This is a genomic window from Burkholderia sp. Bp9099, from assembly GCF_003857805.1.
Lineage (GTDB): Bacteria > Pseudomonadota > Gammaproteobacteria > Burkholderiales > Burkholderiaceae > Burkholderia.
This window is the reverse complement of record NZ_QTPU01000027.1, coordinates 1-23,885: the sequence shown is the minus strand read 5'-3', so window position 1 is coordinate 23,885 and position 23,885 is coordinate 1. Positions and strand designations below refer to the sequence as shown.

Below are 23,885 nucleotides of genomic sequence, written 5' to 3'. Positions count from 1 at the left end.
ATGACGCTTCGAGGAATCGTCTGGCTCGCGATCCTGTTCGCGATCGCCGCGGCACTCGCCACCGTCGGCCATTTCGACGCGGGGCAGGTGCTGCTCGTCTATCCGCCGTACCGGGTCGACGTGTCGCTGAACCTGTTCGTGATCTCCATCGTCGTGCTGTTCATCGTCGTGTACGCGCTGCTGCGCATCGTGCGCAACATCTGGCGCATGCCGCAGCGGGTCGCCGCGTATCGTGCGCGTTCGCGCAACGAGAAGGCGCAGGCGTCGCTGCGCGACGCGATCGCGAACCTGTACGCGGGCCGCTTCTCGCGCGCCGAGAAGGCTGCGCGCGACGCGCTCGCGGTCGATGCGAACCAGGGCGCCGCGAGTCTCGTCGGGGCCACCGCCGCGCACCGGATGCACGAGTACACGCGCCGCGACGACTGGCTGTCGAAGGTCGACGCGCCGGAATGGCAGGACGCACGGCTGCTCGCCGCGGCCGACATGCGCGCGGATGCGCGCGATGCCGACGGCGCGCTCGCCGCGCTGGCCGACCTGCAGGCGGGCGGCAAGCGCATCCATGCGCAGCAGGTCGCGCTGCGCGCGCAGCAGCAGTTGAAGAACTGGGCCGAGGTGCTGAAGCTCGCAAAGGCGCTCGAGAAACGCGAGGCGCTGCATCCGGCCGCGGCCGTGCGGCTGCGCCAGCAGGCGGCGGAGAACCTGCTGCGCGAACGCCGGCACGACCCGGACGCACTGCTCGAGGTGTGGCAGTCGCTGTCGCCGCTCGAGCGCCAGTCGCCACGCCTGGCCGATCTCGCGGCCGAGCTGCTGGTGACGCTCGAGCGCCGCACCGAAGCGCGCCGCATCGTCGAGGACGCGCTCGCGCACAACTGGGATGCGCGCCTGCTGCGCCGCTATCCGGACACGGCCGGCGGCGATGCGCTGCCGCTGATCCAGAAGGCCGAAGGCTGGAGGAAGGATCACCCGGACGATGCCGACCTGCTGTTCGCGCTCGGCCGTCTCTGCCAGCAGCAGCAGCTCTGGGGCAAGGCGCAGTCGTTCCTCGAAGCCGCGCTGAAGCAGGCCGACAACGAGGCGCTGAAGGTGCGTGCGCACCGTGCGCTCGCACGCCTGTTCGAGCACCTCGGCGAAACCGACAAGGCGGCGAAGCACTACCGCGAAAGCGCGCTCGCGATCACCGTGGTCTGACGCGGCGGCGCTCGCCCGCCGCGCGTAAAAAAGCCCCGAACGCCGGATGGCCTTCGGGGCTTCTCTTATGCGCTCTCGCCTCGCCGGACTGGACGCTACGCGCGGAGCCGGCGCGGCAAGTCGTTTTCGCCCGCGACGAACGGCATCGCGGCGCGCCGCGTCACGTCACTTGTCGACGAGCCGCTTCGGCACCGACAGCGCGAGCAGCCCGCCAAGCACGAGGAACCCGGCGAGCATGTACATGCCCGCGTCGTTGGCGCCCGTCGCCTGCTTGAGCCAGCCCATCATGTACGGGCTCAGGAAGCCCGCGAGGTTGCCGATCGAGTTGATCATCGCGATGCCCGCCGCGGCCGCCGCGCCGCCGAGGAACGCGGTCGGCAGGCTCCAGAACAGCGGCAGCGTCGTCAGGATGCCCATCGTCGCGAGCGTGAGGCCGAGCATCGCGAGCGCCGTCTGGTGCGCCCAGATCACCGACAGCACGAGCCCGAGCGCGCCGAACGCGGCCGGAATCGCCAGGTGCCAGCGTCGTTCGCGGCGCTTGTCCGCGCTGCGCGCGATCAGGATCATCGCGACCACCGCCGCCGCATACGGAACCGCCGACAGCAGCCCGATCATGAACGTGTCGGTCACGCCGGTCGCCTTGATGATCGTCGGCAGCCAGAAGCCGACGCCGTACAGCCCCATCACGAACGAGAAGTAGATGAGCGCCATCAGCCACACGCGCGGGCTCGCCATCACCGCGCCGAGCGGCAGGTCTTCCTTGGTCGCTTCCTCCGCGTCGACGTTGCGCGCGAGCAGCGCCTTTTCGTCGTCGGTGAGCCATTTGGCCTTCGCGATCCGGTCGTCGAGCGCGAAGAACACCAGCACGCCGGCCAGCACCGACGGGATCCCTTCGAGCAGGAACAGCCATTGCCAGCCGTGCCAGCCGCTCACGCCGTTGAACGCCTTCAGGATGAAGCCGGAGATCGGCCCGCCGATCACCCCGGACAAGGCGACTGCCGTCATGAAGAACGTCGTCATCCGGCCGCGCCGGTGCGCGGGATACCAGTAGGTGAGGTACAGGATCACGCCGGGGAAGAAGCCGGCCTCGGCGACGCCGAGCAGGAAGCGCATCACGTAGAACATCGCGGGCGTCGTGACGAACATCGTCAGGATCGAGATCACGCCCCACGTCGCCATGATGCGCGCGATCCAGACGCGCGCGCCGACCTTGTGCAGGATGATGTTGCTCGGCACTTCGAACAGGAAGTAGCCGAAGAAGAAGATCCCGGCGCCGAGCCCGTAGACGGTATCGCTGAGATTCAGGTCGCTCGCCATCTGCAGCTTCGCGAAGCCGACGTTCACGCGGTCGAGATACGCGACCACGTAGCACAGCAGCAGGAGCGGCGTGAGCCGCCAGGACACCTTGCGGTAGGTTGCTTCCTCGAATGCGCCGGACGAGCCCGGCAGCGACTGCGTCGATGTTGCCATGTTGTCTCCTGTCCTTTCTTGTGGTGGCCGGAGCCGGCGCGGCGGCGCCCGATCCGGTGTCGTGCGAAGCAATGACGATGCGTGGATGCGGCGCCGGCCGGCGCTGCCGGCGCGGCGCCATCACGGCCGTGCGGCTAGATGCAGCGCCCGCCGTCGACTTCGAGACAGACGCCGGTGATGAACTCGGCTTCGTCGGATGCGAGGTACAGGGCCGCGTTCGCGATGTCCTGCGGCGTCGAGAAGCGGCCGAGCGGAATCGTCGCGAGGAACCGGCGGCGATTCTCCGGCGTGTCCTCGCAGCCCATGAACTCGGTCATCAGGCCCGTCTCGCCGAGCACCGGGTTGATGCAGTTCACGCGAATCCGGTCGGCGCCGAGCTCGGCCGCGAGCGACTTGCTCGCGGTGATCATCGCGCCCTTCGTGCTGTTGTACCAGACGAGGCCCGGGCGCGGCCGCACGCCGGCCGTCGACGCGACGTTCACGAACACGCCGCCGCCCTGCGTGCGGAAATACGGAACGAAGGTCTGCACGCTCCAGAACAGGCTCTTCATGTTGACGGCGTACACGCGGTCGAACTCGGCTTCCGTCACGTCGAGCACCGGCTTGTTGCGATGGGTGGTGCCGGCGTTGTTCACGACGATCTGCACCGAATGGAAATCGTCGAGCGCGGCCTGCAGCAGCGCGCGCCAGTCGGCGTCCTTCGACACGTCGCCCGCGACCGCGATCGCCTTGCCGCCCGCCAGCGCGATCTCGCTCGCGACGCGCTCGGCCGCCGCACCGTTCAGGTCGTTGACGACGACGTTCGCGCCTTCGCGCGCATAGGTCTTCGCGATGCCTTCGCCGAAGCCCGAACCGCCGCCCGTGACGAGGGCCGTCTTGCCGCTCAACCGCATGGTGTGTCTCCTGTGCTGGATGCGTGCAGGGTGCTGCGGGACACGGCCGGTCCGTTGCCGGCCGCGTTCGTCTGGTTCAGCCGTGCCGGATCGCGATCGTCTTCAGCGTCGTGAAACCGTACAGCGCCTCGAAGCCTTTCTCGCGGCCATGGCCCGAGTGGCCGACGCCGCCGAACGGCAACTCGACGCCGCCGCCCGCGCCGTAGTTGTTGATGAACACCTGGCCGGCGCGCAGGCGGCGCGCGAGACGCAGCTGGCGTGCACCGTCGCGGGTCCAGATGCCCGCGACGAGGCCGTACGGCGTGCCGTTCGCGAGTGCGACCGCTTCGTCTTCGTCGACGAAGCGCATCGCGGCGAGCACCGGGCCGAACACTTCCTCCTGCGCGAGCCGGTGCGACGCCGGCACGTCGCGCAGCAGCGCGGGCGCCTGGTAGAAGCCGCTTTCGGGCGCGTCGGCGACGACCTGGCCGTGCCCGGCCATCGGAATGCCGTCGTGCTGCGCGTCGGACAGGAAATCCCACACGCGCTGCTGCTGCTTCGCGTTGATCAGCGGGCCACAGTCGAGATCGGCGCGGCTCGGGCCGACCCGCAGCCCGTTGAACGCGGTGGCGAGCCGTTCGACGAGCGGCTCGTAGACCGCGCGCTCGATCAGCACGCGGCTGCCGGCCGAGCAGGTCTGCCCGCCGTTCTGCACGATCGCCGACACGAGCACGGGCAGCGCCGCGTCGAGATCGGCGTCGGCGAACACGATCTGCGGCGACTTGCCGCCGAGTTCGAGCGTGACGGGCACGTGGTTCTCGGCGGCCATCTGCGTGACCAGCTTGCCGGTCGCGGGCGAGCCGGTGAACGAGATGTGGTCGATGCCGGGATGGCGCGCGAGTGCCGCGCCCGCTTCATGGCCGTAGCCGGTGACGATGTTCAGCGCACCGGCCGGCAGCCCGGCTTCGGCGGCGAGTTCGGCCACGCGCAGCACCGACAGGCACGCATCCTCGGCCGGTTTCACGACGCATGCGTTGCCGGCCGCGAGCGCCGCGCCGACGCTGCGCCCGAAGATTTGCATCGGGTAGTTCCACGGCACGATGTGGCCGGTGACGCCGTGCGGCTCGCGCACCGTCAGTACCGTGTAGCCGGCCTGATAGGGGAGGGTTTCGCCGTGCAGCTTGTCGGCGGCGCCCGCGTAGAACTCGAAGTAGCGGGCGAGCGCGGCGGCGTCGGCACGCGCCTGCTTCAGCGGCTTGCCGGTGTCGCGTGCCTCGATCGCGGCCAGTTCCTCGAGATGGTCGGCGACGCGCGCGGACAGCCGCATCAGCACGCGGCCGCGCTCGGCGGCGCTGGCCGCGCCCCACGGGCCCGCGAACGCGTCGCGGGCGGCGGCGACCGCGCGTTCGATGTCGGGCGCGGTGCCGCGCGCGATCGTCGCGAACGGCTGGCCGTCGGACGGGTCGACGACCGGAATCGTCTCCAGTTGCGCGGGCAACGTCCATTCGCCTGCGATGAAGTGCTTCGCTTCTTCCATGCGTGCTCCTGTCGACCCGAGTTGGCGCTTTAGCGCCTACTCGGGTCCCATGCTTCGCGGTCGACCCGGCTTGGCGTTTCAGCCCGTGCTCGGCTTCCATGCAACATCACCCGGGGTTCGATGGCCGGACATCCGGAACGATTATCGCGCCGATCGTCATCCGGACGCCACCGGTCGATTGGCTATAATGGCGCATTCCCTGCGGGGACGCCCGCGGCGGTGCAACGGCCGCGGCGCCCCTGTCCCGAATTCCATCGACCAACAGAGAGCGCTATGAGCTTCAATCATGTTCCGGCCGGCAAGGACCTGCCGCACGATTTCAACGTGATCATCGAGATCCCCGCGCAAAGCGATCCGGTGAAGTACGAGGCGGACAAGGAGCTGGGTCTCCTCGTCGTCGACCGCTTCATCGGTACCGGCATGCGCTATCCGGTGAACTACGGCTACATCCCGCAGACGCTGTCGGGCGACGGCGATCCGGTCGACGTGCTGGTGATCACGCCGTTCCCGCTGCTGGCCGGCTCGATCGTGCGTTCGCGCGTGCTCGGCATGCTGCAGATGACCGACGAGTCGGGCGTCGACGCGAAGCTGGTTGCGGTGCCGCACGACAAGGTCTGCCCGATGACGGCGAACCTGAAGTCGATCGACGACGTGCCCGAGTACCTGAAGGACCAGATCAAGCACTTCTTCGAGCAATACAAGGCGCTCGAGAAGGGCAAGTGGGTGAAGGTCGAAGGCTGGGCCGGCATCGACGCCGCGCACAAGGAAATCGCCGACGGCGCCGCGAACTACAAGAAGTAAGCCGGCTGGCCGGCCTCGCGGCCGGTTCGTTCGGAACGCAAACCGCGCGTGTCTCCTCAGGAGGCCGCGCGGTTTTGTTTTGTGCGCGGTTTGGCGCCGGTGGTGGTGCTCTTTCGCGTGCGGGCGGGCGCGGGCTGGGAGCCGGCGTTCGGCGAGGTTTTCGTACGCTTCGCTCGCGTTGAGTCGGTTGAGCGAATTGCGCCCGTTGCGCCGCGCTCGGTGGTGGCCGGAGCAGCGGCTTCGACGGCTTCGGTTCTGGCCTTTCCGGCCGCCGACGTACCGCGGCGCCCCGGCGATGTCGAAGCGCTGCCGGCGCGTGCCTTCGCGACGGACTTGCCGCCGGCGGCCGGCGCTTTCCGTTTCGGCGTCGAGTTGACGGCAGGCTCGTCCTGCTTTGCCGCCGTGCTGCGCGACGAGGCCTTTTTTGCTTCGGCGGCGTCGCCGTTCGTCGCGCGCTTGCTGGCTGGAGCTGCTTTCGTCTTCGCACGAGCCTGCGCGCTTTGCCCGGACTTCGAGGTCTTGCCGGACCGCGATGCTTTCCCGTCACTACCGGCCTTCGCGGCTTTCTTCACGGGTTGTTCCGTTTCGGCCGCCTGCATCGTGATTTCGGCGGGCTGCGGCGCCTTCTTCACTTTCTTCCGCCGCCGCGTGCCGGCCTTCAAACCGTCCGCATCGACTTCCCCGTCGATCGTCACCACAGCCGGCAGCACCGATTCCAGCGTCCGCAATCCTGCCGCCAGTTCGCGCTTCTGCGCGGCGGTCAGCCGCTTCACCCAGTACTCGGCGCGCGACGCGATCGAGCGGTCGGGCAGCGGGAACGACGCGAGCACCGCGCGCGGCTTGCGCGAGCGCGTATAGCGCGCGCCCTTGCCGGATGCGTGCTCGTCGAAGCGCGCAGCGACGTCGGTCGTGATGCCGGTGTAGACGCTGTCGTCGGCACACTCGATCAGATACAGAAACCAGGACATGGGCAGGCGGCGGGATGCGAAGCCGTCAGTGTCTCAGAATTGGCGCGTGCCGCCGCAAGCGACATGATTCGCGCCCGCCGTCACGGCCCTCGCCGGAACGGATCGTGCTCGCGCAGCTCGTCGACGTACGCGTGGATATGCTCGGTCTCGCGTTCGAGAAAGCGCGCGACCGCATCGGAGAACGCCGGGTGCGCGAGCCAGTGCGCGGAATGCGTGACGGTCGGCAGGAAGCCGCGCGCGAGCTTGTGCTCGCCCTGCGCGCCGCCCTCGAACGTGTCGAGCCCGGCCTCGATGCAGAATTCGAGCAACTGGTAGTAGGCCGTTTCGAAATGCAGGCAGGGCACGTGTTCGAGCGCGCCCCAGTAGCGGCCGTACAGCGTGCCGCCGCGGCCGTGCGCGCCGCGCCGGTAGACGGCGAGCGAGCTCGCGATCGGTTTGCCGTCGGCTTCGGCGATCACGAGCAGCAGGTTCTCCGGCATCGTCGCGCCGATCGCGCGGAAGAAGTCGAGATTCAGGTAGGGGCTCGAATAGTGCTCGCGATAGGTCTGCCGGTAGCAGCGCGAGAAGAAGCGCCAGTCGGCGTCGGTGATCTGCTCGCCGGCGAGCCGTCGGAACGTGACGCCGGCATCGCGCACCTTGCGACGTTCCGCGCGGATGTTCTTGCGCTTCTTCTGCTCGAGCGTGCCGAGGAAGTCGTCGAAGTCGCGGTAGCCGTCGTTGAGCCAGTGGAACTGCACGCCTTCGCGCAGCATCATCCCCATCGACTCGAGCAGCCGCGCCTCGTCGCCGGTCGGGAACAGCACGTGCAGCGACGACACGTCGCTTTGCTCGGCGAACGCGAGCAGTGTGGCCGCGAGCCGGCGGCGCGCGTCGTCGTCGGCCGCGAGCAGGCGCGTGCCCTGCACGGGCGTGAACGGCACCGCGCACAGCAGCTTCGGGTAGTAGGACAGCCCGTTGCGCTGGTACGCGTCGGCCCACGCCCAGTCGAACACGTATTCGCCGTACGAATGCTGTTTCGCATAGACGGGCGCGGCCGCCGCGAGCCGGCCGGTGCGCGCGTCGGTCAGCGTGACGAAGTGCGGCGACCAGCCGGTGTCGTCGACCGCGCAGCGCGCGACGTGCAGCGCGTCGAGGAATTCGTGGCGCAGGAACGGCGTCGGCTGCGCGTCGCGCTCGAGCAGCGCGTTCCATTCGTCGGCCGGCACCTCCGCGGGGGACGACAGGATGCCCGTGCGATAATCGATGCGTTCGTGTTTCAAGCGTGAATCCGTACAGTTGGATGCCGCCGGATGCGTGCCGCCGTGGCCCGCTTCCGAGGCGTTTTCGTCAGCCGTTCAGGGCGCGCCGCCGGGCTGCGCCGATCCCGTCATGAAGACCCGACTCGCTCTCGCCCAGATCAACGTCACCGTCGGCGATTTCGCCGGCAACGTCGCACGGATCGTCGCGGCCGCCCGCGCCGCGCACAACGATGGTGCGCGCCTGATGATCGCGCCCGAACTCGCGCTGTCCGGCTATCCGCCGGAAGACCTGCTGCTGCGGCCCGCGTTCTACACGGCGGCGGCGGCCGCGCTCGACGCGCTCGCCGATGCGCTGCGTGCGTTCGACGGGCTCGCGGTGCTGGTCGGCCATCCGTTGCGGAGCGCGGGCGGCGGTCCGTCGGGCGGCGCTCCGCACGCGCCAGCCGTCGATGGTAATGCAAACCGCCCGATCGAGCGCGGCGTGCCGCCGGCCGACACCTACAACGCGGTGTCGCTGATCGTCGGCGGCGAGATCGTCGGCACCTACCGCAAGCAGGATCTGCCGAACGCCGACGTGTTCGACGAGAAGCGCTACTTCGCGACCGACACCGAGCCGCTCGTGTTCGAGCTCGACGGCGTCAGATACGGCGTGATCATCTGCGAGGACGCATGGCATGCGTCGGCCGCGCAGATCGCGAAGGCCGCCGGCGCGCAGGTGCTGCTGATCCCGAACGGTTCGCCGTACCACATGAACAAGGAAGCGCTGCGCATCGACATCCTGCGCGCGCGGATCCGCGAAACCGGGCTGCCGATGGTGTACGTGAACCTCGTCGGCGGCCAGGACGAGCTCGTGTTCGACGGCGGCTCGTTCGTGCTCGACGGCGAGGGCGCGCTCGTCGCGAAGATGCCGCAGTTCGACGAAGGGCACGCGATCGTCGAGTTCGACGGCGCGCGCCCGCTGCCGGGTGCGATCGCGCCCGAGCTGCCGGTCGACGCGCAGGTCTATCGCGCGCTCGTGACCGGCGTGCGCGACTACATCGGCAAGAACGGTTTCCCCGGCGTGCTGATCGGGCTGTCGGGCGGCGTCGATTCGGCGCTGGTGCTCGCGGTCGCCTGCGACGCGCTCGGGCCCGAGCGCGTGCGCGCGGTGATGATGCCGTCGCGCTACACGGCCGACATCTCGACCACCGACGCGGCGGAGATGGCGCGGCGCGTCGGCGTGCGCTATGACGAGATCGCGATCGCGCCGATGTTCGACGCGTTCCGCGCGGCGCTCGCGGGCGAATTCGCGGGCCGCGCGGAGGACGCGACGGAAGAGAACATCCAGGCGCGCATCCGCGGCACGCTGCTGATGGCGCTGTCGAACAAGTTCGGCTCGATCGTGCTGACGACCGGCAACAAGAGCGAGATGGCGGTCGGCTACTGCACGCTGTACGGCGACATGGCCGGCGGCTTCGCGGTGATCAAGGACATCGCGAAGACGCTGGTCTACCGGCTGTGCCGCTATCGCAACGCCACTGCGGACTACGGGCTGCGCGACGTGATCCCCGAGCGGATCCTGACGCGCGCGCCGTCGGCCGAGTTGCGCGAGAACCAGACGGACCAGGACAGCCTGCCGCCGTATGACGTGCTCGACGCGATCATGCGGATGTACATGGAGGAGGACCGGCCGCTCGCGGAGATCGTCGCGGCCGGCTATGCGGAGGCCGACGTCGCGCGCGTGACGCGGCTCATCAAGATCAACGAATACAAGCGCCGCCAGGCGCCGATCGGCATTCGCGTCACGCATCGCGCGTTCGGACGCGACTGGCGCTATCCGATCACGTCACGCTTTACCGAACGTCTCGACTGAGCCGCGCCGCGCTGTGCGCGGCCGGCCGGCTTACGGCTTACACTTACGGCTTAAAATCGGGATTGCGATTTTTCATCCAAACGAGCATTAAGGGACAACCATCATGAAACGCATCACCGCCATCATCAAGCCGTTCAAGCTGGACGAAGTCCGCGAAGCGCTCGCCGAAGTGGGCCTCACCGGCCTGACCGTGACGGAAGTGAAGGGCTTCGGCCGCCAGAAGGGGCACACCGAGCTGTATCGCGGCGCCGAATACGTGGTCGACTTCCTGCCGAAGATGAAGATCGAGGTGGTCGTCGCGGAAGCGCAGGTCGACCAGGTGATCGACGCGGTGATCGGCGCGGCGCGCACGGGCAAGATCGGCGACGGCAAGATCTTCGTGTCGGACGTCGAGCGCGTGATCCGCATCCGCACCGGCGAAGAGAACGAAGCGGCGGTCTGAGCGCCGCATCCGGCCCGTTCGGCAGGGCAGATCGGGCCGCGGATCGCACGATCCCGGACCGCCAATAAAAAACGGTGCGGATACCCGGGAGGGTACCGCACCGATACGCGCCTCTCGCAGCAGCGTGGAAAGTGTTGTCGAATCGTTCTCTGGACGGCGCCTGATCAGAACAGGTGCTGGATGCCGGCGTAGACGCCGGTCTGGCTGCCGCCCGGATGCGGGTTGCCCGTCGACACGGCGGTGCCTGCACCGTTCGCGTTCAGGCCGAAGTTGGCCGTCGAGCTGTTGCGCACCGTCGCGACCTGCACGTCGAACAGCGTGCGCTTCGAGATGTTGTACGAACCGCCGACCGTGTAGATGTTCGCGTTGCCGCCGCCGTGGTTGGCGTTCACGTGGTACACGGCCGCGATCAGCGCTGCCGCCGGCGTGGCCTGCCACGTCACGCCGCCCCAGACCTGCTGGGTGCCGGTGATGCCGTTGTTGACGGCCGGGCCGCCGCTGCCGTCAGCATGCGACGACTGGTAAGCCGCCTGCAGCTTGAACTGGCCGAGGAACACGTTCAGGCCCGCGAAGTATTCACGCGAGTAGTTGAACACGTCCGAGAAGCGGCCGTTGCTGTCGCGCGTTTCGTCGTAGATGCCGCGCAACTGGAACAGCGAGTTCGTGTACGTGACCTGTGCGCCGGCTGCACGACCAGGCTGGCCGGCCGTCGTGTTGCCGTTGAAGCTGGTCGAGTTCGAGAACGCGAACTGGCCGTAGAAGTCGAGGCCGTAGAACTGCGGCGACTGGTACGACACGTTGTTGCTGGTCTTGTTCCAGTTGCGGCCGCGCACGAGCGATGCCGACGACCAGCTCGACTGGCCCAGCGGATCGAAGTCCCACACGCCGTTCGCGATCGCGAGTTCGCGACCCAGCAGCAGCGTACCGTAGCGGTCGTTGGAGATGCCGACGGTCGCGAAACGATCCCAGATCGAGCCGCTGAAGCCGCCCGTCATCGTGTTGAACGCGCCTTCGAGGTGGAACAGGACCTTGTTGCCGCCGCCGATGTCCTCGCTGCCCTTCAAGCCCCACAGGCTCGTGCCCCAGTCGCCACTTTCCGCGCGCACTTGGTGGCCGTTCTGCAGGCCGTTCAGGTACTCGAGGCCGGCATCCAGGCGACCATACAGCGTGACGCTGCTCTGCGCGTGCGCCGTAACCACCCCAGCAGCCATCAGCGCGGCCGCGACCAAAGCTTTCTTCATCATCTCCTCCATACCCTGTCAAAAAGTCAACCCAGACTGCACGAGATGCCCGGAGCAGCGAGCGCCGGGCAAAAGCGAAAAGCGGGATAACCAGGGAGACCTCGTGCAGGGCCGGTAAGCGCGGCACGCGGGCAAGCGGACGGAAAACCGTTGAGCGGTCCCGCGCGGCCGGGTCGGCTTGCGGGGTCTCCTTGTTGTGTCGTGAAGCTAAACTACATTTCACGAACTTCGTTTTGCTACTTTGGTTACTAATTTAGCAAAAATACAATTTTGTGGCGATGGAAATCGTTGTTTGACTAACACGTGTCGCCAATTTGCCATGCAACACAGTGCGCAGCGGGTGCCCAAGGGGCCGTCGATTCCCGGAAAACCCTTGTGAGACAAGGGAGACACGGATTCGGCGCCGGTGGGTCAAGGATTGTCACTATTGACGTTGCCGGGGCGCGAGCGTAAGCGCCGGACGCGCGGAATTGGTAAGTATTTCGTAATGAGTTGGCGGTGGTCCGCCGCCGCCCGGGCGCCGGAAACGCTGGTGCGGCGGGCGCCCCGCGCGCCGCACCGGAGCGTCGAACTCAACCGCCCGTCGGCCGGACGTCGAGCAGCTGCGCGCGCAGCCACCGGTGCGCGTCGGTGCGCGCATGCTTCGCGTGCGAGTAGACCTTCACCGTGTAGCGCGGGATCTCGAACGGCGCGGGGAAGATGCGGATCGGCGCCGCGTGGCGCAGCGCCTGCGCGGCACGGTTCGGCACCGTCATCAGCAGTGCCGATTCCGAGATCACGAACGGTGCGGCCAGCACGCTCGGCAACTGCACGGCGACCTGCCGCGTGAGGCCGAGCCGGTCGAGCACGTAGTCGACGACGCCGCGCGACTCGTTCCACGGCGTGACGACGACGTGGCGTGCCGCGAGGTACTGGTCGAGCGTCAGCCGGCGGCGGATGTCCGGATGCGTGGCGCTCGCGATCACCACGTAGTCGTCCGAAAACCAGTCGAAATCCTCGATGCCCGGTGCGTCGGCGGCCGACTCCTCGTGATAGCCGAGCGCGAAGTCGATGCGGCCGGCCGCGAGTTCGTCGATCGAGATCTTCCGGTCGGAGTGGACGACGCGGATCCGCAGCCGCGGCGCGACCTGCTCGATACGCGCGAGCAACGCCGGCAGCACGGCGAACGCCGTGTAGTCGCTCGCGGCGAACACGAACGTGCGGTCGCTTTGCGCGGGATCGAAGCGGCGTGCGCGGGCGAGCCCCTTCGACATCGTGTCGAGCGCATCACCGGCCCAGGTGGCGATGTCGTCGGCGCGCACGGTCGGCTGCATCTCGTTGCCGAGGCGCACGAACAACGCATCGCCGATCGCTTCGCGCAATCGGGCGAGCGCGTGACTGAGCGCGGACGGGCTCATCGCCAGCTCGTGCGCGGCCGCGGCGACCGAGCGGTGGCGGTACAGCGCGTCGAACGCGAGCAGCAGGTTCAGGTCGAGACGGCGCAGCTCTGGATGCATCATGTTCATGTCAGGATGAAGAAACTGCACTTCCTGCAGTTGTTTCGTGAACGTAGCATGTCGATCCGGGCGGCGTCACGCGCGATTGCGCGAGCGAGCGCCGCCGCATCTCGTTTTCAGTCCGGGCCGAAGGAGGGCTCCCCACCGTGCAAATCGACATCCGTTCGGCCACCGTCGCCGACGTGCCGCAGATCCTGCGTTTCATCACCGAGCTCGCCATCTACGAGAAGGCGGAGCATGAAGTGGTCGCGACGCCTGCATCGCTCGAGCGCAGCCTGTTCGGCGAAGGTTCGCCCGCGCGTGCGCTGATCTGCGAGGTCGACGGCGAGCCGGCCGGCTTCGCCGTGTATTTCTTCTCGTATTCGACGTGGCTCGGCCGCCAGGGCCTGTATCTCGAGGATCTGTACGTGTCGCCGCGCTTTCGCGGCGCGGGCGCCGGGCTGCGGCTGCTGAAGGCGCTCGCGCGCGTCGCGGTGGATACCGGCTGCGGGCGTTTCGAATGGAGCGTCCTCGACTGGAACGAGCCGGCGATCCGCTTTTACGAAAGCGTCGGCGCCGCGCCGCAGAGCGAATGGGTGCGCTACCGACTCGCGGGCGACGCGTTGCGTGCATTCGCCGACGGCGCGCCGGTGGACGTCGCGTAAACGCAAGACGGGCGCCGCATGGCGCCCGTTCGTGCAGTGCGACGCGGAGGAGCGCGCGTTACTTGAGGCTGCCCGACAGGAACCCGCGCAGGCGTTCGCTCTTCGGGTTCGCGAACACCTCGGACGGCACGCCTTCTTCCTCGACGCGCCCCTGGTGCAGGAACATCACGTGGTTCGACACGTTGCGCGCGAAGCCCATCTCGTGCGTGACGACGATCATCGTGCGGCCTTCCTCGGCCAGCTTCTGCATCACCTTCAGCACTTCGCCGACCAGTTCCGGGTCGAGCGCCGACGTCGGCTCGTCGAACAGCATCACGTCCGGATGCATCGCCAGCGCCCGCGCGATCGCGACACGTTGCTGCTGGCCGCCCGACAGGTGCGACGGATACTGCTTCTCGACGCGCGGCGCGAGACCGACCTTCTCGAGATACTCGCGCGCGCGGTCTTCAGCTTCCCTCTTCGGGATGCCGAGCACGTTGACGGGCGCTTCCATCACGTTCTCGATCACGTTCATGTGCGACCAGAGATTGAAGTGCTGGAACACCATCGACAGCTTGGTGCGCACGCGCTGCAGCTGCTTCGAATCCGCGGCGCGCAGCGCGCCCGTCTTGTCGAGCGCGGTGCGCACTTCCTCGCCGTCGACGAAGATGCGGCCGGAGTTGGGCTGTTCGAGGAAGTTGATGCAGCGGAGCATCGTGCTCTTGCCGGAACCGGACGAGCCGATCACGCTGATCACGTCGCCCGAGTTCGCCTTCAGCGATACGCCCTTGAGCACCTCGTTGTCGCCGTACCGCTTGTGCAGATCGTCGACGAAAAGCTTCTGAGTCTGGGAATTCATGAATAGTCCTGCGGAAACTTACTTGCCTTGCGGGCGCAGATACGCGAGCCAGCGACGCTCGGCCTGGCGGAACAGCCACACGAGCGCGAACGAGATCACGAGATAGAGCAGGGCGGCGATGCCGAACGCGTGGAACGACATGTAGGTCGCCGAGTTCACGTCGCGCGCGATCTTCAGGATGTCCGGCACGGTCGCGGTGAACGCGACGGTGGTCGCGTGCAGCATCAGGATCACTTCGTTGCTGTAGAGCGGCAGCGCGCGGCGCAGCGCGGACGGCAGGATCACGCGGCGATACATCGTGAAGGTGGACATCCCGTACGCGCGCGCGGCCTCGATCTCGCCGTACGACGTCGCCTTGATCGCGCCCGCGAAGATCTCGGTGGTGTACGCGCAGGTGTTCAGCGTGAACGCGAGCAGCGTGCAGTGCATGCCGTCGCGGAAGAACGCGTCGAGCAGCGGCGTGCCGCGCACGACCTGCAGGCTGTAGAGGCCGGTGTAGCAGAGCAGCAGCTGCACGTAGAGCGGCGTGCCGCGGAACACGTACGTATAGAGCCACACGGCGCTCGACAGCCACTTCCTCTTCGACACGCGGGCCACCGCGAGCGGCACCGACAGGCAGAAGCCGAGGCCGATCGACACGACCAGCAGCCACAGCGTGATCGCGACGCCGGTGATCCGGAAGCCGTCGGTGTAGAGGTAGTTGCGCCAGTATTCTTGGATGAGTTCGATCATAGGTCAGCCTTGCGGACACCGGTCGAGTAGCGCTTTTCGAGCCACATCAGCACGAAGTTCGAGATCGTCGTGATGGCGAGGTAGACCGCACCGGCGATCAGCGTGAAGAAGAAGAACCGCAGCGTGCCCTTGCCGGCGTCCTGCGACGCCTTCACGACGTCCGCGAGGCCGATGATCGACACCAGCGCGGTCGACTTCACGAGCACCTGCCAGTTGTTGCCGATGCCGGGCAGCGCGAAGCGCATCATCTGCGGGAACATGATCCGCGTGAACACCTGCCAGTTGGTCATCCCGTACGCGCTGCCGGCCTCGAGCTGGCCGCGCGGCACCGACAGGAACGCGCCGCGGAACGTCTCGGTGAAGTACGCGCCGTAGATGAAGCCGAGCACGAGCACGCCGGCGAGGAACGGGTCGATGTCGATCTGGTCCCAGCCGAGCGCGTCGGTCGCCATGTTCAGCCAGATCTGCAGGCTGTAGAACAGCAGCAGCATCAGCACGAGGTCGGGCACGCCGCGGATCAGCGTCGTGTAGACGGTGCCGGCGCCGTTCGTGAAGCGGTTGCGCGACAGCTTCGCGCCCGCGCCGAGCAGGCCCAGCAGGAACGACAGCGCGAGCGAAAGCACCGCCAGCTTGACGGTTTGCCAGGTGCCGGCGAGGATCAGCGGGCCGTAGCCTTGTAGAAACATATGTGGTCCCTGGTGTGGTCCCGGACGGCGCACGCGGTGCGCCGCGAAAGACGCGCCCGCCAAGCTGCGCGGAACGCCCCGTACGTATCATGACCGTCCGCCCCGGCAACGGTGCCGGACCAGCCCGTCGCGCGAGCGGCGGGCGAGGGGGCGGGCGGCGCGTGGTTGACTGCCTGTCGTGCCGGACGCGGGGCCGCCCCCGCATCCGCTTCCCGGTATTGTCGGCGCTCAGCGCGCCGAGTAGACGCTGAACGAGAAATACTTGTGCGACAGCCGGTCGTACGTGCCGTCCTTGTGCATGTCGGCCAGCGCCTTGTTGATCTTGAGCTTCAGGTCCGTGTCGTCCTTGCGCAGGCCGATCGCGGTGCCGTCGCCGATCGTCTTCGGATCCTTCACCTCCGGGCCGGCGAACGCGAAGCCCTTGCCGCGCGGCGTGCGCAGGAAGCCGTAGTCGGCCTGCAGTTCATCCTGCAGCGTCGCGTCGAGGCGGCCCGAGCCGAGATCGGCATAGACCTGGTCCTGGTTCTGGTAAGGAACGATCGTCACGCCCTGCGGTTCCCAGTACGCCTTCGCGTAGGATTCCTGCGTCGAGCCCTGCTCGACGCCGACGTGCTTGCCCTTGAGCGATGCGACCGTCGGCAGCAGCGGCGAGCCGGCCTTCGCGATCATCCGCGCGGGCGCGTCGTACACCTTGTCGGAGAAGTCGATCTGCTCGCGACGCTTGTCCGTGACGGTCAGCGACGACACGATGACGTCGTACTTCTTCGCCTTCAGTGCGGGAATGATTCCGTCGAGATCCTGCGCGACCCACACGCATTTCACGTTGATCCGCTTGCAGATTTCCTTGGTGAGATCGACGTCGAAACCGACGATCTCGCCGCTCGGCGCGGTCGACTCGAACGGCGGGTAGCTGGCATCGACACCGATCCGCACGGTCTTCCACTCTTTCGCGAAGGCGCTGCCCGCCACGAGGGCGAGGGCGGCGCACAGGGCGGCCTTCTTCATTTCCATCCTTTTGTCGCTCACTTCCGGGGAGGCGCTCGCGGCCGGTCGGGCCGGGCGCCGCGGCGTATTCTAGACGGCCAAAATTCGTGTTTCGGCGCGCAGGCAACGGCGCTCGCCGGACGGGCGAACGCCAAAAGGGCGGTATTTTACCCGAACGCGATACCCGGAAAACGGCAATCCGGCGCGACCGATCGATTCTTCGATTCGGGCGTTGCGGCAATCGCGGTATTCGCAACGAGCATTACACCGATTGGGTTCGTGGGTGCAACGATGCGGTGCGCGGGCGGCGGATTGTGGCGCGCCCGGCACGCCCCTACAGTGCAGGTAAACCCGAAGAAAGAATATCTGCCTGCCGGAGTGCCCGCCCCATGTTCCAGATCCGCCGCGCCGCCGACCGCTGCCACACGCGCCAAGGCTGGCTCGAATCGAGCCACAGCTTTGCGCTTGCCGGCGCCGCCGGGGCCGCGCATCCGCCGTTCGGCGCGCTGCGCGCGCTGAGCGAGGACCGGATTGCGCCGACGCGCGGCTTCGGGATGCAGCCGCGCCGCGACCTCGAAATCGTCACCTGCGTGCTCGACGGCGCGCTCGCGCATCGCGACAGCCTCGGCAACGGCGCCATCGTGCGGGCCGGCGGCGTCCAGCGGATGAGCGCCGGCACGGGGCTGATGCACAGCGAAACCAATGCGTCGCGCGACCGGGTGCTGCATCTGCTGCAGATCTGGCTGCAGCCGGCGGAGCGGGGCGGACGGCCCGGCTACGCGGAGCGGCATTTCGCCGACGACGAGAAGCGCGGCCGCCTGCGGCTCGTCGCGTCGCCGGACGGCGACGACGGTGCGCTGTCGATCCGTGCGGATGCGCGGATCTTCGCGGGGCTGATCGATGGCGACGAGGCGGCGGCATTGGCCGTGCCGGCCGGGCGCAGCACCTATGTGCACGTGGTGCGCGGCGACGTGGAGGTCAACGGCCACGCGCTGGCCGCGGGCGACGGCGCGCGGATCGCCGGGGTAGAAGCGGTCGCGTTCGCACGCGGCCGGGCGGCCGAGGTGCTGCTGTTCGACGTCGCCTGAAATGAAACGGGGGACGCGGGCCGGGTGCCCGCGTCCCCCGCGATGCCGCCCGGGGAGGCGGCCCGCCGGCTTACTGCGCCGGTGCCGACGCGCCCTTGGCCGCGCGGTGCTGCTCCCAGCGTTCCTTCATCTTCTCGTGACGCTGCTCCATCCGCGCGAACTGCTGCTTCAGCGCGGTGCTGACCGTCGTCTTCTGCTGGTCGTTCAGCCCGTTGTAGAACGCGAGCCACGCGGCCGAGCTCTGCTCGCGCAGCTGCGCGTTCTGCTGCTCGGCCTGCTGACGGGCGGCGTGCATCGCGTTCAGGTCGAGGATCGGCTGGTTCTGCTGCGCCTTGAACTGCTCGCGCATCTGCTCGTGGCTCTTGCGCATCGCTTCATGGTTCTGCTTCATCGTGTTGACGGCCGTCTGCCACTGCTGTTCCTGCGACGCGTTGAGCTTGAGCTGGTCGTGCAGCTTCATGATCACGCCGAACGGGCCGCCGTCATGGCCGCCGTGCATCTGGTGCATGCCGGGGCCGCCCGGCGGCGGCATGTCGTTGGGCTGCGCGGCATGCGCGGTGCCGAATGCGAGAGCGAGCACGGTGGCGGCCGCAATGGCCACGCGGGAAGTGTTCTTATACATTTCAGAAACTCCTTGTATCCAAAGGGTCCGGCGATGCGGCGCGCGGAGTGACCCGGGTGCCGCATCCGGTAAGACGCAGGTTAGCGGCGCGTGCTCGGGCCGGTGTTACGCGGGATGGCTGCCGGGTTACGGCGCATTACAGTTCCCTTGCGTCGTAACCCGCAGTAACCCTTTCGCCCCTTTGTTTCGTTCTTCGACTCCGCGCTCGCGCGCTAAACTTCGAGCCATGACTACCCAGATCCTCATCGTCGACGACGACCAAGAACTCCGAGACCTGCTGCGCGACTATCTCGTGCGCCAGGGGATGGAAGTGTCCGTGCTGCACGACGCGGCGACGCTCGAGAAGCGCCTCGAGCGCGAGCGGCCCGACCTGATCGTGCTGGACCTGATGATGCCGGGCGTGGACGGCCTGACCGCGCTGCGCCAGCTGCGCGCGGCCGGCGACGACATCCCCGTGATCATGCTGACCGCGCGCGCGGACGACGTCGATCGCATCGTCGGGCTCGAGCTCGGCGCGGACGACTACCTCGGCAAGCCGTTCAACCCGCGCGAGCTGCTCGCGCGCGTGCAGGCCGTGCTGCGCCGCCGCCGCGCGACGCCGTCGGCGGCGGCGCCGGAGCAGCGCGAGCCGTTCGCGTTCGGCCGTTTCGTGCTCGACTTCCAGGCGCGCACGCTGTCGGTCGACGGCAAGCCGGCGACGCTGTCGAGCAGCGAATTCGCGCTGCTGAAGATCTTCGTGAATCACGCGCTGCGCACACTCACGCGCGAACGGCTGCTCGAGCTGCTGCACGGGCCCGAGTACGACGGCACCGACCGCGGCATCGACGTCCAGGTATGGCGCCTGCGCCGCATCCTGGAAACGGATCCGTCGACGCCGCGCTTCATCCAGACGGTCCGCGGGCGCGGCTACGTGTTCGTGCCCGACGGCGAGGCCCATGCGCAAGCCCATTGATTCGCTGTTCGGGCGGCTGGCGCTGCTGGTCGTCGGCGTGTTGCTCCTGTCGCACTTCGCGTGGTTCTTCGCGATGCGCCTCGAGCGCAACCAGATGCAGACGCGTTATGCCGTCGAGGAGGCCGCGTTCCTCGTCGACGCCGTGCGCCAGCACGTCGAGCGCACGCCCGACCAGCCGCTGCCGTCGCGGGTGCGGCTGGTGTCGCCGGACAGTCCCGATGTGCCGAAAGACGCCGATTCGAACCTGGCGGCGCCGCTCAAGCGTTTCCGCGACGACGTGAGCGAGCGGATGCCGCCCGGCACGCTGGTCGAGATCGGCGCGCCGGGCCATCCGCCGGTGCTGTGGGTCAAGGAGCCGAGCGACCGCAACTGGATCGTGGTGCCGGTGCAGCCGCTGCGCCCGCCGCGCTCGCTCGACCGGATGCTGCTGTGGCTCGGCACGATTTTCTCGGCCGGCGTGATCGCCGCGCTGTTCGCGGCCTGGCAGCTGCAGCAGCCGCTGCGCTCGCTGGCGCGCGCGGTCGCGCGCTTCGGCCGCGGCCAGCCGGTGCCGCCGTTGCGCGAGCGCGGCCCGCGCGAGCTGCGCCAGCTCACGCACGGCTTCAACCAGATGGTGGAACAGGTGTCGCAGGCCGAGAGCGACCGCGCGGTGATGCTGGCCGGCGTCGCGCACGACCTGCGCACGCCGCTCGCCAGGATGCGCCTGCGCGCGGAAATGATGGACGACGCGCGGCTGCGCGACGGCGTGGTGCGCGATGTCGACTCGATGTCGCACATCGTCGACCAGTTCCTCGTGTTCGCGCACGGCGGGGCGGACCGCAGCGAGCCCGTGCCGGTCGACCAGGCCTGCGAGCGGATCGCCCGCAGCTATCGCGCGGTCGCACCGAACGCACCGGCTGTCCAGACGCATCTGGCCGCCGACGAAGGCTTCCGCCTGCCGACCGCGACGCTCGACCGGATCCTGTCGAACCTGCTGGACAATGCGCATGCGTACGGCGCGCCGCCCGTGCTCATCGAGACGGCGCGTACGCCGGCGGGTTACGTGCTGTCGGTCAGCGACAGCGGCGGCGGGATTGCGCCGCGCGATCTGGCGGCCGCGACACGGCCGTTCGTGCGGCTCGACCCCGCGCGCGGCGGGAACGGCCACAGCGGGCTCGGGCTGGCGATCGTCGAGCGGCTGGTGCTGCGGCTGGGCGGGGCGTGCGAGATCGGCAATCGTCCCGAGGGCGGCCTGCGCGTGGCGATGACGTTCCCGTTCGACGTGGTGCCGAAGGACGAACTTCACGCCCAGGCCGCGTAAGCGGCGCATGCGGCGCCTGCCGGGCAGGCGCCGCGCGGCATCATTCGCCGAACAGCGTGCCGAGCGTCTCGGCGGCGTTGCTGTCGATGGTGTTGTAGGTCACGCTCGTGGCCTCGAAGATATAGACGGTCGTATAGCGGCCGAGGCGCTCCAGGATCTCCTCCTGCAGCGATTCCGGCACGACGTTCATGTTCAGGTACCACGCCGTCGACGACAGCCGGGTCTGGAACGACCCGTACTCCTGCATCAGCTCGTAGAACGCATCGGCGTCCTGATCGCGGCAGACGATCACCAAGTTTCCTGCCATTCGCTTCCTCCCGCTGGTCGGTCGATCCCTGGCGGCTATGGGGCTAGCGACGCCAGGGGCTAGCCCCGATCATACCTGCTTCGCCGCAATCGTCCGCTGACGTCCTGCATGGTTTGTGTCCGTGTGCGGCGGGCGGGTTCCCGGCCGGCCCGGATCACGGCATAATTCGGGGCCTGCATGCCGGCCGCACGACCGCGGCCGGGCTGCTCCGCACCGCACGCCTGCCGTTCGCCCGCGTGCCGGGCACGATCCGTGCGCCGCCCGCGCGCCGCGCCGAGCCGAGCCGGCCCCGGACGGTTGAACCTGAAATACAGGTTGGTGTAGTGTCGTGCCGTCGCGGCCCGACTCGCCGCGCCCGGAGGGCGCAGCTTGCACGCACGGCGCCTCGCGCCGGCGTGAAATCGTGAATCAATCGAATTACCGCGTCGAATTACCGCGCCCGTGCGCTTTGCCATGAATCAACATCGTCTGCCGGCTTCGTTCGGCCTTACCGGGGAGGGCGCCTGATGGACGTCGGATTCTTCAATCCGAACCGGACTGCCAACGCGTCCGCGTGGCGCGTCCTGCCGAACCGGTGGGACTTCATCGCGTTTCCGCTGATCATCTGCCTGATCGCGATGGCGGTCGTCGGCTTTCATGAAACGATGGCGCCGATCGGGACCCTTCAGACCCAGAAGATCTCGCTCGACCCGTCGAACCTGCCCGAATACGCGTTGCGCACCACGCTGCGGATGCTCGCCGCGATGGTCGCGTCGCTCGCGTTCACGCTGGTGTACGGCACGCTCGCCGCGAAAAGCCGCCGCGCCGGCATGGTGCTGATCCCGATCCTCGACATCCTGCAGTCGGTGCCGGTGCTCGGCTTCATCTCGTTTACGGTCACGTTCTTCCTCGCGCTGTTCCCGAGCCGCGTGCTCGGCGCCGAGCTCGCGGCGATCTTCGCGATCTTCACGAGCCAGGCGTGGAACATGACGTTCAGCTTCTACCAGTCGCTGCGCACGGTGCCGCGCGACCTGGACGAAGTGTCGCGCGGCTTCCACCTGACGTCGTGGCAGCGCTTCTGGAAGCTCGAGGTGCCGTTCTCGATGCCGGGGCTGATCTGGAACATGATGATGTCGATGTCGGGCGGCTGGTTCTTCGTCGTCGCGTCGGAGGCGATCACCGTCGGCAACCAGACGATCACGCTGCCGGGCATCGGCGCGTATCTTGCGCAGGCGATCTCGGACAAGAACCTCGGTGCGATCGGCTGGGTGATCCTGACGATGACGGTCGTGATCCTGGCCTACGACCAATTCCTGTTCCGCCCGCTGATCGCATGGGCCGACAAGTTCCGGATGGAGAACACCGCATCGGGCGATGCGCCGCAATCCTGGCTGCTCGACCTCGTGCGTCGCACGCGCCTGATTCACCAGCTGCTCGTGCCGGCCGGCTGGTTCTTCGCGAAGGCGGCGCGGATTCCGCTGCGCCTGCCGCTGTCGGGCGCGATGCGCTTCTCGCTGCCGAAGGTCGAGAAGAAGGCATCGCGCACGGTCGACATCGCATGGGCGGCGCTCTTGCTGCTCGGCACGGCCTATATCGTGTGGCGCGTCGTCAGCTTCGTGTCGACCGGCGTGACGATGGGCGAAGTCGGGCACGTCGTCGCGCTCGGGCTCATCACGCTGCTGCGCGTGGTCGTGCTGATCTCGATCGCGTCGGTGATCTGGGTGCCGATCGGCGTGTGGGTCGGGCTGCGCCCGAAGCTGGCCGAGAAGCTGCAGCCGCTCGCGCAGTTCCTTGCCGCGTTCCCGGCGAACCTGCTGTTCCCGGTGTTCGTGATCGTGATCGCGCGCTTCCACCTGAACCCCGACATCTGGCTGTCGCCGCTGATCGTGCTCGGCACGCAGTGGTATATCCTGTTCAACGTGATCGCCGGCGCCACGTCCTATCCGAACGACTATCGCGAAGCCGCGACGAACTTCCGGATCCGCGGCTGGCAGTGGTGGCGCCAGGCGATCCTGCCCGGCATCTTCCCGTACTACGTGACCGGCGCGATCACCGCCTCGGGCGGAGCATGGAACGCGAGCATCGTGTCGGAAGCGGTGCAGTGGGGCTCGACCAAGATCGAGGCGCACGGCCTTGGCGCGTATATCGCGCAGACCACCGCCGCCGGCGACTTTCCGAAGATCATCCTGGGCATCGCCGTGATGTCCCTGTTCGTCACCCTGTTCAACCGCCTGCTGTGGCGCCCGCTGTATGCCTTCGCCGAAGCGAAGCTGCGGCTCGACTGAGACCGATTGAGAGCGAAACGCGATGCACAATCCGAATGCTGTAAACGCCCCCGTCCAGACGTCCCAGCCGCCGCGCCTCGGTGAGGAAATCCTGCGCGTCGATCACGTCTGCCGCGGCTTCAACAAGACGCAGGGCGAGTTGCTCGTGCTCGACGACGCGAACCTGTCGCTGCGCGAGGGCGAGATCGTCGGGCTGCTCGGCCGTTCGGGCTCGGGCAAGTCGACGCTGCTGCGGATCATCGCCGGGCTGATCGAGCCGACCGGCGGTGACGTGACCTATCTCGGAAAGCCGCTGCGCGGCCCGGCCGAAGGCGTCGCGATGGTGTTCCAGACCTTCGCGCTGTTTCCGTGGCTGACCGTGCT

Annotated in this window: 23 protein-coding genes; 10 read left to right on the top strand and 13 right to left on the bottom strand. The window is 68.0% G+C overall.

Annotated features, from left to right (window positions below):
- Complete coding sequence (locus DIE17_RS27890) at positions 1 to 1,188, top strand: heme biosynthesis protein HemY (RefSeq protein ID WP_124488443.1); 1,188 nt, start codon at positions 1 to 3, stop codon at positions 1,186 to 1,188.
- A 165-nt stretch (positions 1,189 to 1,353) separates the two neighbouring features.
- Here DIE17_RS27890 and DIE17_RS27885 read toward each other — a convergent pair whose 3' ends face one another.
- The 3 genes from DIE17_RS27885 to DIE17_RS27875 form a co-directional block, all read right to left on the bottom strand.
- Positions 1,354 to 2,658 (bottom strand): MFS transporter, encoded by a 1,305-nt coding sequence (locus DIE17_RS27885; protein WP_124521568.1) that lies wholly within the window; start codon positions 2,656 to 2,658, stop codon positions 1,354 to 1,356.
- Between the two features lie 134 nt (positions 2,659 to 2,792).
- Positions 2,793 to 3,551, bottom strand: coding sequence for an SDR family oxidoreductase (locus DIE17_RS27880; RefSeq protein WP_044847736.1), 759 nt, complete (start codon positions 3,549 to 3,551; stop codon positions 2,793 to 2,795).
- A gap of 76 nt (positions 3,552 to 3,627) precedes the next feature.
- Positions 3,628 to 5,067, bottom strand: coding sequence for an aldehyde dehydrogenase family protein (locus tag DIE17_RS27875; protein WP_124488441.1), 1,440 nt, complete (start codon positions 5,065 to 5,067; stop codon positions 3,628 to 3,630).
- A gap of 273 nt (positions 5,068 to 5,340) precedes the next feature.
- On the opposite strand from DIE17_RS27875, the gene ppa reads away from it, so the two are divergent.
- Entirely contained in the window at positions 5,341 to 5,868 is a 528-nt protein-coding gene (ppa, locus tag DIE17_RS27870; protein WP_011885693.1) for an inorganic diphosphatase, read from the top strand.
- 56 nt (positions 5,869 to 5,924) lie between these two features.
- On the opposite strand, the gene DIE17_RS27865 is transcribed toward ppa, so the two are convergent.
- Positions 5,925 to 6,836: a GIY-YIG nuclease family protein gene (locus DIE17_RS27865; RefSeq protein ID WP_124521570.1), complete on the bottom strand. Its 912-nt coding sequence runs from the start codon at positions 6,834 to 6,836 to the stop codon at positions 5,925 to 5,927.
- An 80-nt stretch (positions 6,837 to 6,916) separates the two neighbouring features.
- A complete protein-coding gene (locus DIE17_RS27860) occupies positions 6,917 to 8,095 on the bottom strand; it encodes a GNAT family N-acetyltransferase (protein ID WP_124521571.1) in 1,179 nt (392 codons plus the stop codon).
- Positions 8,096 to 8,204: 109 nt separating this feature from the next.
- On the opposite strand from DIE17_RS27860, the gene DIE17_RS27855 reads away from it, so the two are divergent.
- Together DIE17_RS27855 and DIE17_RS27850 are read left to right on the top strand one after the other, a co-directional pair.
- Complete coding sequence (locus DIE17_RS27855) at positions 8,205 to 9,926, top strand: NAD+ synthase (protein ID WP_124488438.1); 1,722 nt, start codon at positions 8,205 to 8,207, stop codon at positions 9,924 to 9,926.
- A 103-nt stretch (positions 9,927 to 10,029) separates the two neighbouring features.
- The gene (locus DIE17_RS27850; protein ID WP_006398637.1) at positions 10,030 to 10,368 is read left to right on the top strand and encodes a P-II family nitrogen regulator; all 339 of its coding nucleotides are present in this window, start codon (positions 10,030 to 10,032) and stop codon (positions 10,366 to 10,368) included.
- A 164-nt stretch (positions 10,369 to 10,532) separates the two neighbouring features.
- Here the strand turns inward: DIE17_RS27850 and DIE17_RS27845 are convergent, their stop codons facing one another.
- The gene (locus DIE17_RS27845) at positions 10,533 to 11,612 is read right to left on the bottom strand and encodes a porin (RefSeq protein ID WP_044847749.1); all 1,080 of its coding nucleotides are present in this window, start codon (positions 11,610 to 11,612) and stop codon (positions 10,533 to 10,535) included.
- Positions 11,613 to 12,181: 569 nt separating this feature from the next.
- On the bottom strand, positions 12,182 to 13,108 hold the full coding sequence (locus DIE17_RS27840) for a LysR family transcriptional regulator (protein WP_124521573.1): 927 nt from the start codon (positions 13,106 to 13,108) through the stop codon (positions 12,182 to 12,184).
- Between the two features lie 143 nt (positions 13,109 to 13,251).
- On the opposite strand from DIE17_RS27840, the gene DIE17_RS27835 reads away from it, so the two are divergent.
- A complete protein-coding gene (locus tag DIE17_RS27835) occupies positions 13,252 to 13,749 on the top strand; it encodes a GNAT family N-acetyltransferase (protein WP_124488436.1) in 498 nt (165 codons plus the stop codon).
- Between the two features lie 58 nt (positions 13,750 to 13,807).
- On the opposite strand, the gene DIE17_RS27830 is transcribed toward DIE17_RS27835, so the two are convergent.
- The 4 genes from DIE17_RS27830 to DIE17_RS27815 form a co-directional block, all read right to left on the bottom strand.
- Positions 13,808 to 14,587 carry an ABC transporter ATP-binding protein gene (locus DIE17_RS27830; RefSeq protein ID WP_124521574.1) on the bottom strand — a complete coding sequence of 260 codons (780 nt, stop codon included), beginning with the start codon at positions 14,585 to 14,587 and terminating at the stop codon, positions 13,808 to 13,810.
- An 18-nt stretch (positions 14,588 to 14,605) separates the two neighbouring features.
- A complete protein-coding gene (locus DIE17_RS27825) occupies positions 14,606 to 15,319 on the bottom strand; it encodes an ABC transporter permease (RefSeq protein ID WP_044847742.1) in 714 nt (237 codons plus the stop codon).
- On the bottom strand, positions 15,316 to 16,005 hold the full coding sequence (locus DIE17_RS27820; protein ID WP_044847743.1) for an ABC transporter permease: 690 nt from the start codon (positions 16,003 to 16,005) through the stop codon (positions 15,316 to 15,318). Before DIE17_RS27820 ends, DIE17_RS27825 begins: the two co-directional genes overlap by 4 nt.
- 228 nt (positions 16,006 to 16,233) lie before the next feature.
- Entirely contained in the window at positions 16,234 to 17,010 is a 777-nt protein-coding gene (locus DIE17_RS27815; RefSeq protein WP_044847744.1) for an ABC transporter substrate-binding protein, read from the bottom strand.
- A 368-nt stretch (positions 17,011 to 17,378) separates the two neighbouring features.
- Between DIE17_RS27815 and DIE17_RS27810 the strand changes: the two genes are divergently transcribed.
- Entirely contained in the window at positions 17,379 to 18,077 is a 699-nt protein-coding gene (locus DIE17_RS27810; RefSeq protein WP_124521612.1) for a pirin family protein, read from the top strand.
- A 70-nt stretch (positions 18,078 to 18,147) separates the two neighbouring features.
- Here DIE17_RS27810 and DIE17_RS27805 read toward each other — a convergent pair whose 3' ends face one another.
- Positions 18,148 to 18,699, bottom strand: a complete 552-nt coding sequence (locus tag DIE17_RS27805) for a Spy/CpxP family protein refolding chaperone (protein WP_044847746.1) — start codon at positions 18,697 to 18,699, stop codon at positions 18,148 to 18,150.
- 226 nt (positions 18,700 to 18,925) lie between these two features.
- Here DIE17_RS27805 and DIE17_RS27800 point away from each other — a divergent pair, with 226 nt between their 5' ends.
- Entirely contained in the window at positions 18,926 to 19,651 is a 726-nt protein-coding gene (locus DIE17_RS27800) for a response regulator (protein WP_006755678.1), read from the top strand.
- On the top strand, positions 19,635 to 20,951 hold the full coding sequence (locus DIE17_RS27795) for an ATP-binding protein (RefSeq protein WP_124521576.1): 1,317 nt from the start codon (positions 19,635 to 19,637) through the stop codon (positions 20,949 to 20,951). The genes DIE17_RS27800 and DIE17_RS27795 overlap by 17 nt, the downstream gene beginning before the upstream one ends.
- Positions 20,952 to 20,991: 40 nt before the next feature.
- Here DIE17_RS27795 and DIE17_RS27790 read toward each other — a convergent pair whose 3' ends face one another.
- Entirely contained in the window at positions 20,992 to 21,258 is a 267-nt protein-coding gene (locus tag DIE17_RS27790) for a hypothetical protein (RefSeq protein ID WP_027786765.1), read from the bottom strand.
- Positions 21,259 to 21,764: 506 nt separating this feature from the next.
- Between DIE17_RS27790 and DIE17_RS27785 the strand changes: the two genes are divergently transcribed.
- Both DIE17_RS27785 and DIE17_RS27780 read left to right on the top strand, forming a co-directional pair.
- Positions 21,765 to 23,522: an ABC transporter permease subunit gene (locus DIE17_RS27785; protein ID WP_124488434.1), complete on the top strand. Its 1,758-nt coding sequence runs from the start codon at positions 21,765 to 21,767 to the stop codon at positions 23,520 to 23,522.
- Between the two features lie 22 nt (positions 23,523 to 23,544).
- Positions 23,545 to 23,885: ATP-binding cassette domain-containing protein (locus DIE17_RS27780; protein ID WP_124921408.1), on the top strand; the 341-nt coding region annotated here is incomplete at its 3' end.

Bases quoted from the DNA above. Each gene is read 5' to 3' on its own strand.
- DIE17_RS27890 (WP_124488443.1), top strand. From the start codon at position 1: ATGACGCTTCGAGGAATCGTCTGGCTCGCGATCCTGTTCGCGATCGCC.
- DIE17_RS27885 (WP_124521568.1), bottom strand. From the start codon at position 2,658: ATGGCAACATCGACGCAGTCGCTGCCGGGCTCGTCCGGCGCATTCGAG.
- DIE17_RS27880 (WP_044847736.1), bottom strand. From the start codon at position 3,551: ATGCGGTTGAGCGGCAAGACGGCCCTCGTCACGGGCGGCGGTTCGGGC.
- DIE17_RS27875 (WP_124488441.1), bottom strand. From the start codon at position 5,067: ATGGAAGAAGCGAAGCACTTCATCGCAGGCGAATGGACGTTGCCCGCG.
- ppa (WP_011885693.1), top strand. From the start codon at position 5,341: ATGAGCTTCAATCATGTTCCGGCCGGCAAGGACCTGCCGCACGATTTC.
- DIE17_RS27865 (WP_124521570.1), bottom strand. From the start codon at position 6,836: ATGTCCTGGTTTCTGTATCTGATCGAGTGTGCCGACGACAGCGTCTAC.
- DIE17_RS27855 (WP_124488438.1), top strand. From the start codon at position 8,205: ATGAAGACCCGACTCGCTCTCGCCCAGATCAACGTCACCGTCGGCGAT.
- DIE17_RS27850 (WP_006398637.1), top strand. From the start codon at position 10,030: ATGAAACGCATCACCGCCATCATCAAGCCGTTCAAGCTGGACGAAGTC.
- DIE17_RS27845 (WP_044847749.1), bottom strand. From the start codon at position 11,612: ATGATGAAGAAAGCTTTGGTCGCGGCCGCGCTGATGGCTGCTGGGGTG.
- DIE17_RS27840 (WP_124521573.1), bottom strand. From the start codon at position 13,108: ATGATGCATCCAGAGCTGCGCCGTCTCGACCTGAACCTGCTGCTCGCG.
- DIE17_RS27830 (WP_124521574.1), bottom strand. From the start codon at position 14,587: ATGAATTCCCAGACTCAGAAGCTTTTCGTCGACGATCTGCACAAGCGG.
- DIE17_RS27825 (WP_044847742.1), bottom strand. From the start codon at position 15,319: ATGATCGAACTCATCCAAGAATACTGGCGCAACTACCTCTACACCGAC.
- DIE17_RS27820 (WP_044847743.1), bottom strand. From the start codon at position 16,005: ATGTTTCTACAAGGCTACGGCCCGCTGATCCTCGCCGGCACCTGGCAA.
- DIE17_RS27815 (WP_044847744.1), bottom strand. From the start codon at position 17,010: ATGAAGAAGGCCGCCCTGTGCGCCGCCCTCGCCCTCGTGGCGGGCAGC.
- DIE17_RS27810 (WP_124521612.1), top strand. From the start codon at position 17,379: ATGTTCCAGATCCGCCGCGCCGCCGACCGCTGCCACACGCGCCAAGGC.
- DIE17_RS27805 (WP_044847746.1), bottom strand. From the start codon at position 18,699: ATGTATAAGAACACTTCCCGCGTGGCCATTGCGGCCGCCACCGTGCTC.
- DIE17_RS27800 (WP_006755678.1), top strand. From the start codon at position 18,926: ATGACTACCCAGATCCTCATCGTCGACGACGACCAAGAACTCCGAGAC.
- DIE17_RS27795 (WP_124521576.1), top strand. From the start codon at position 19,635: ATGCGCAAGCCCATTGATTCGCTGTTCGGGCGGCTGGCGCTGCTGGTC.
- DIE17_RS27790 (WP_027786765.1), bottom strand. From the start codon at position 21,258: ATGGCAGGAAACTTGGTGATCGTCTGCCGCGATCAGGACGCCGATGCG.
- DIE17_RS27785 (WP_124488434.1), top strand. From the start codon at position 21,765: ATGGACGTCGGATTCTTCAATCCGAACCGGACTGCCAACGCGTCCGCG.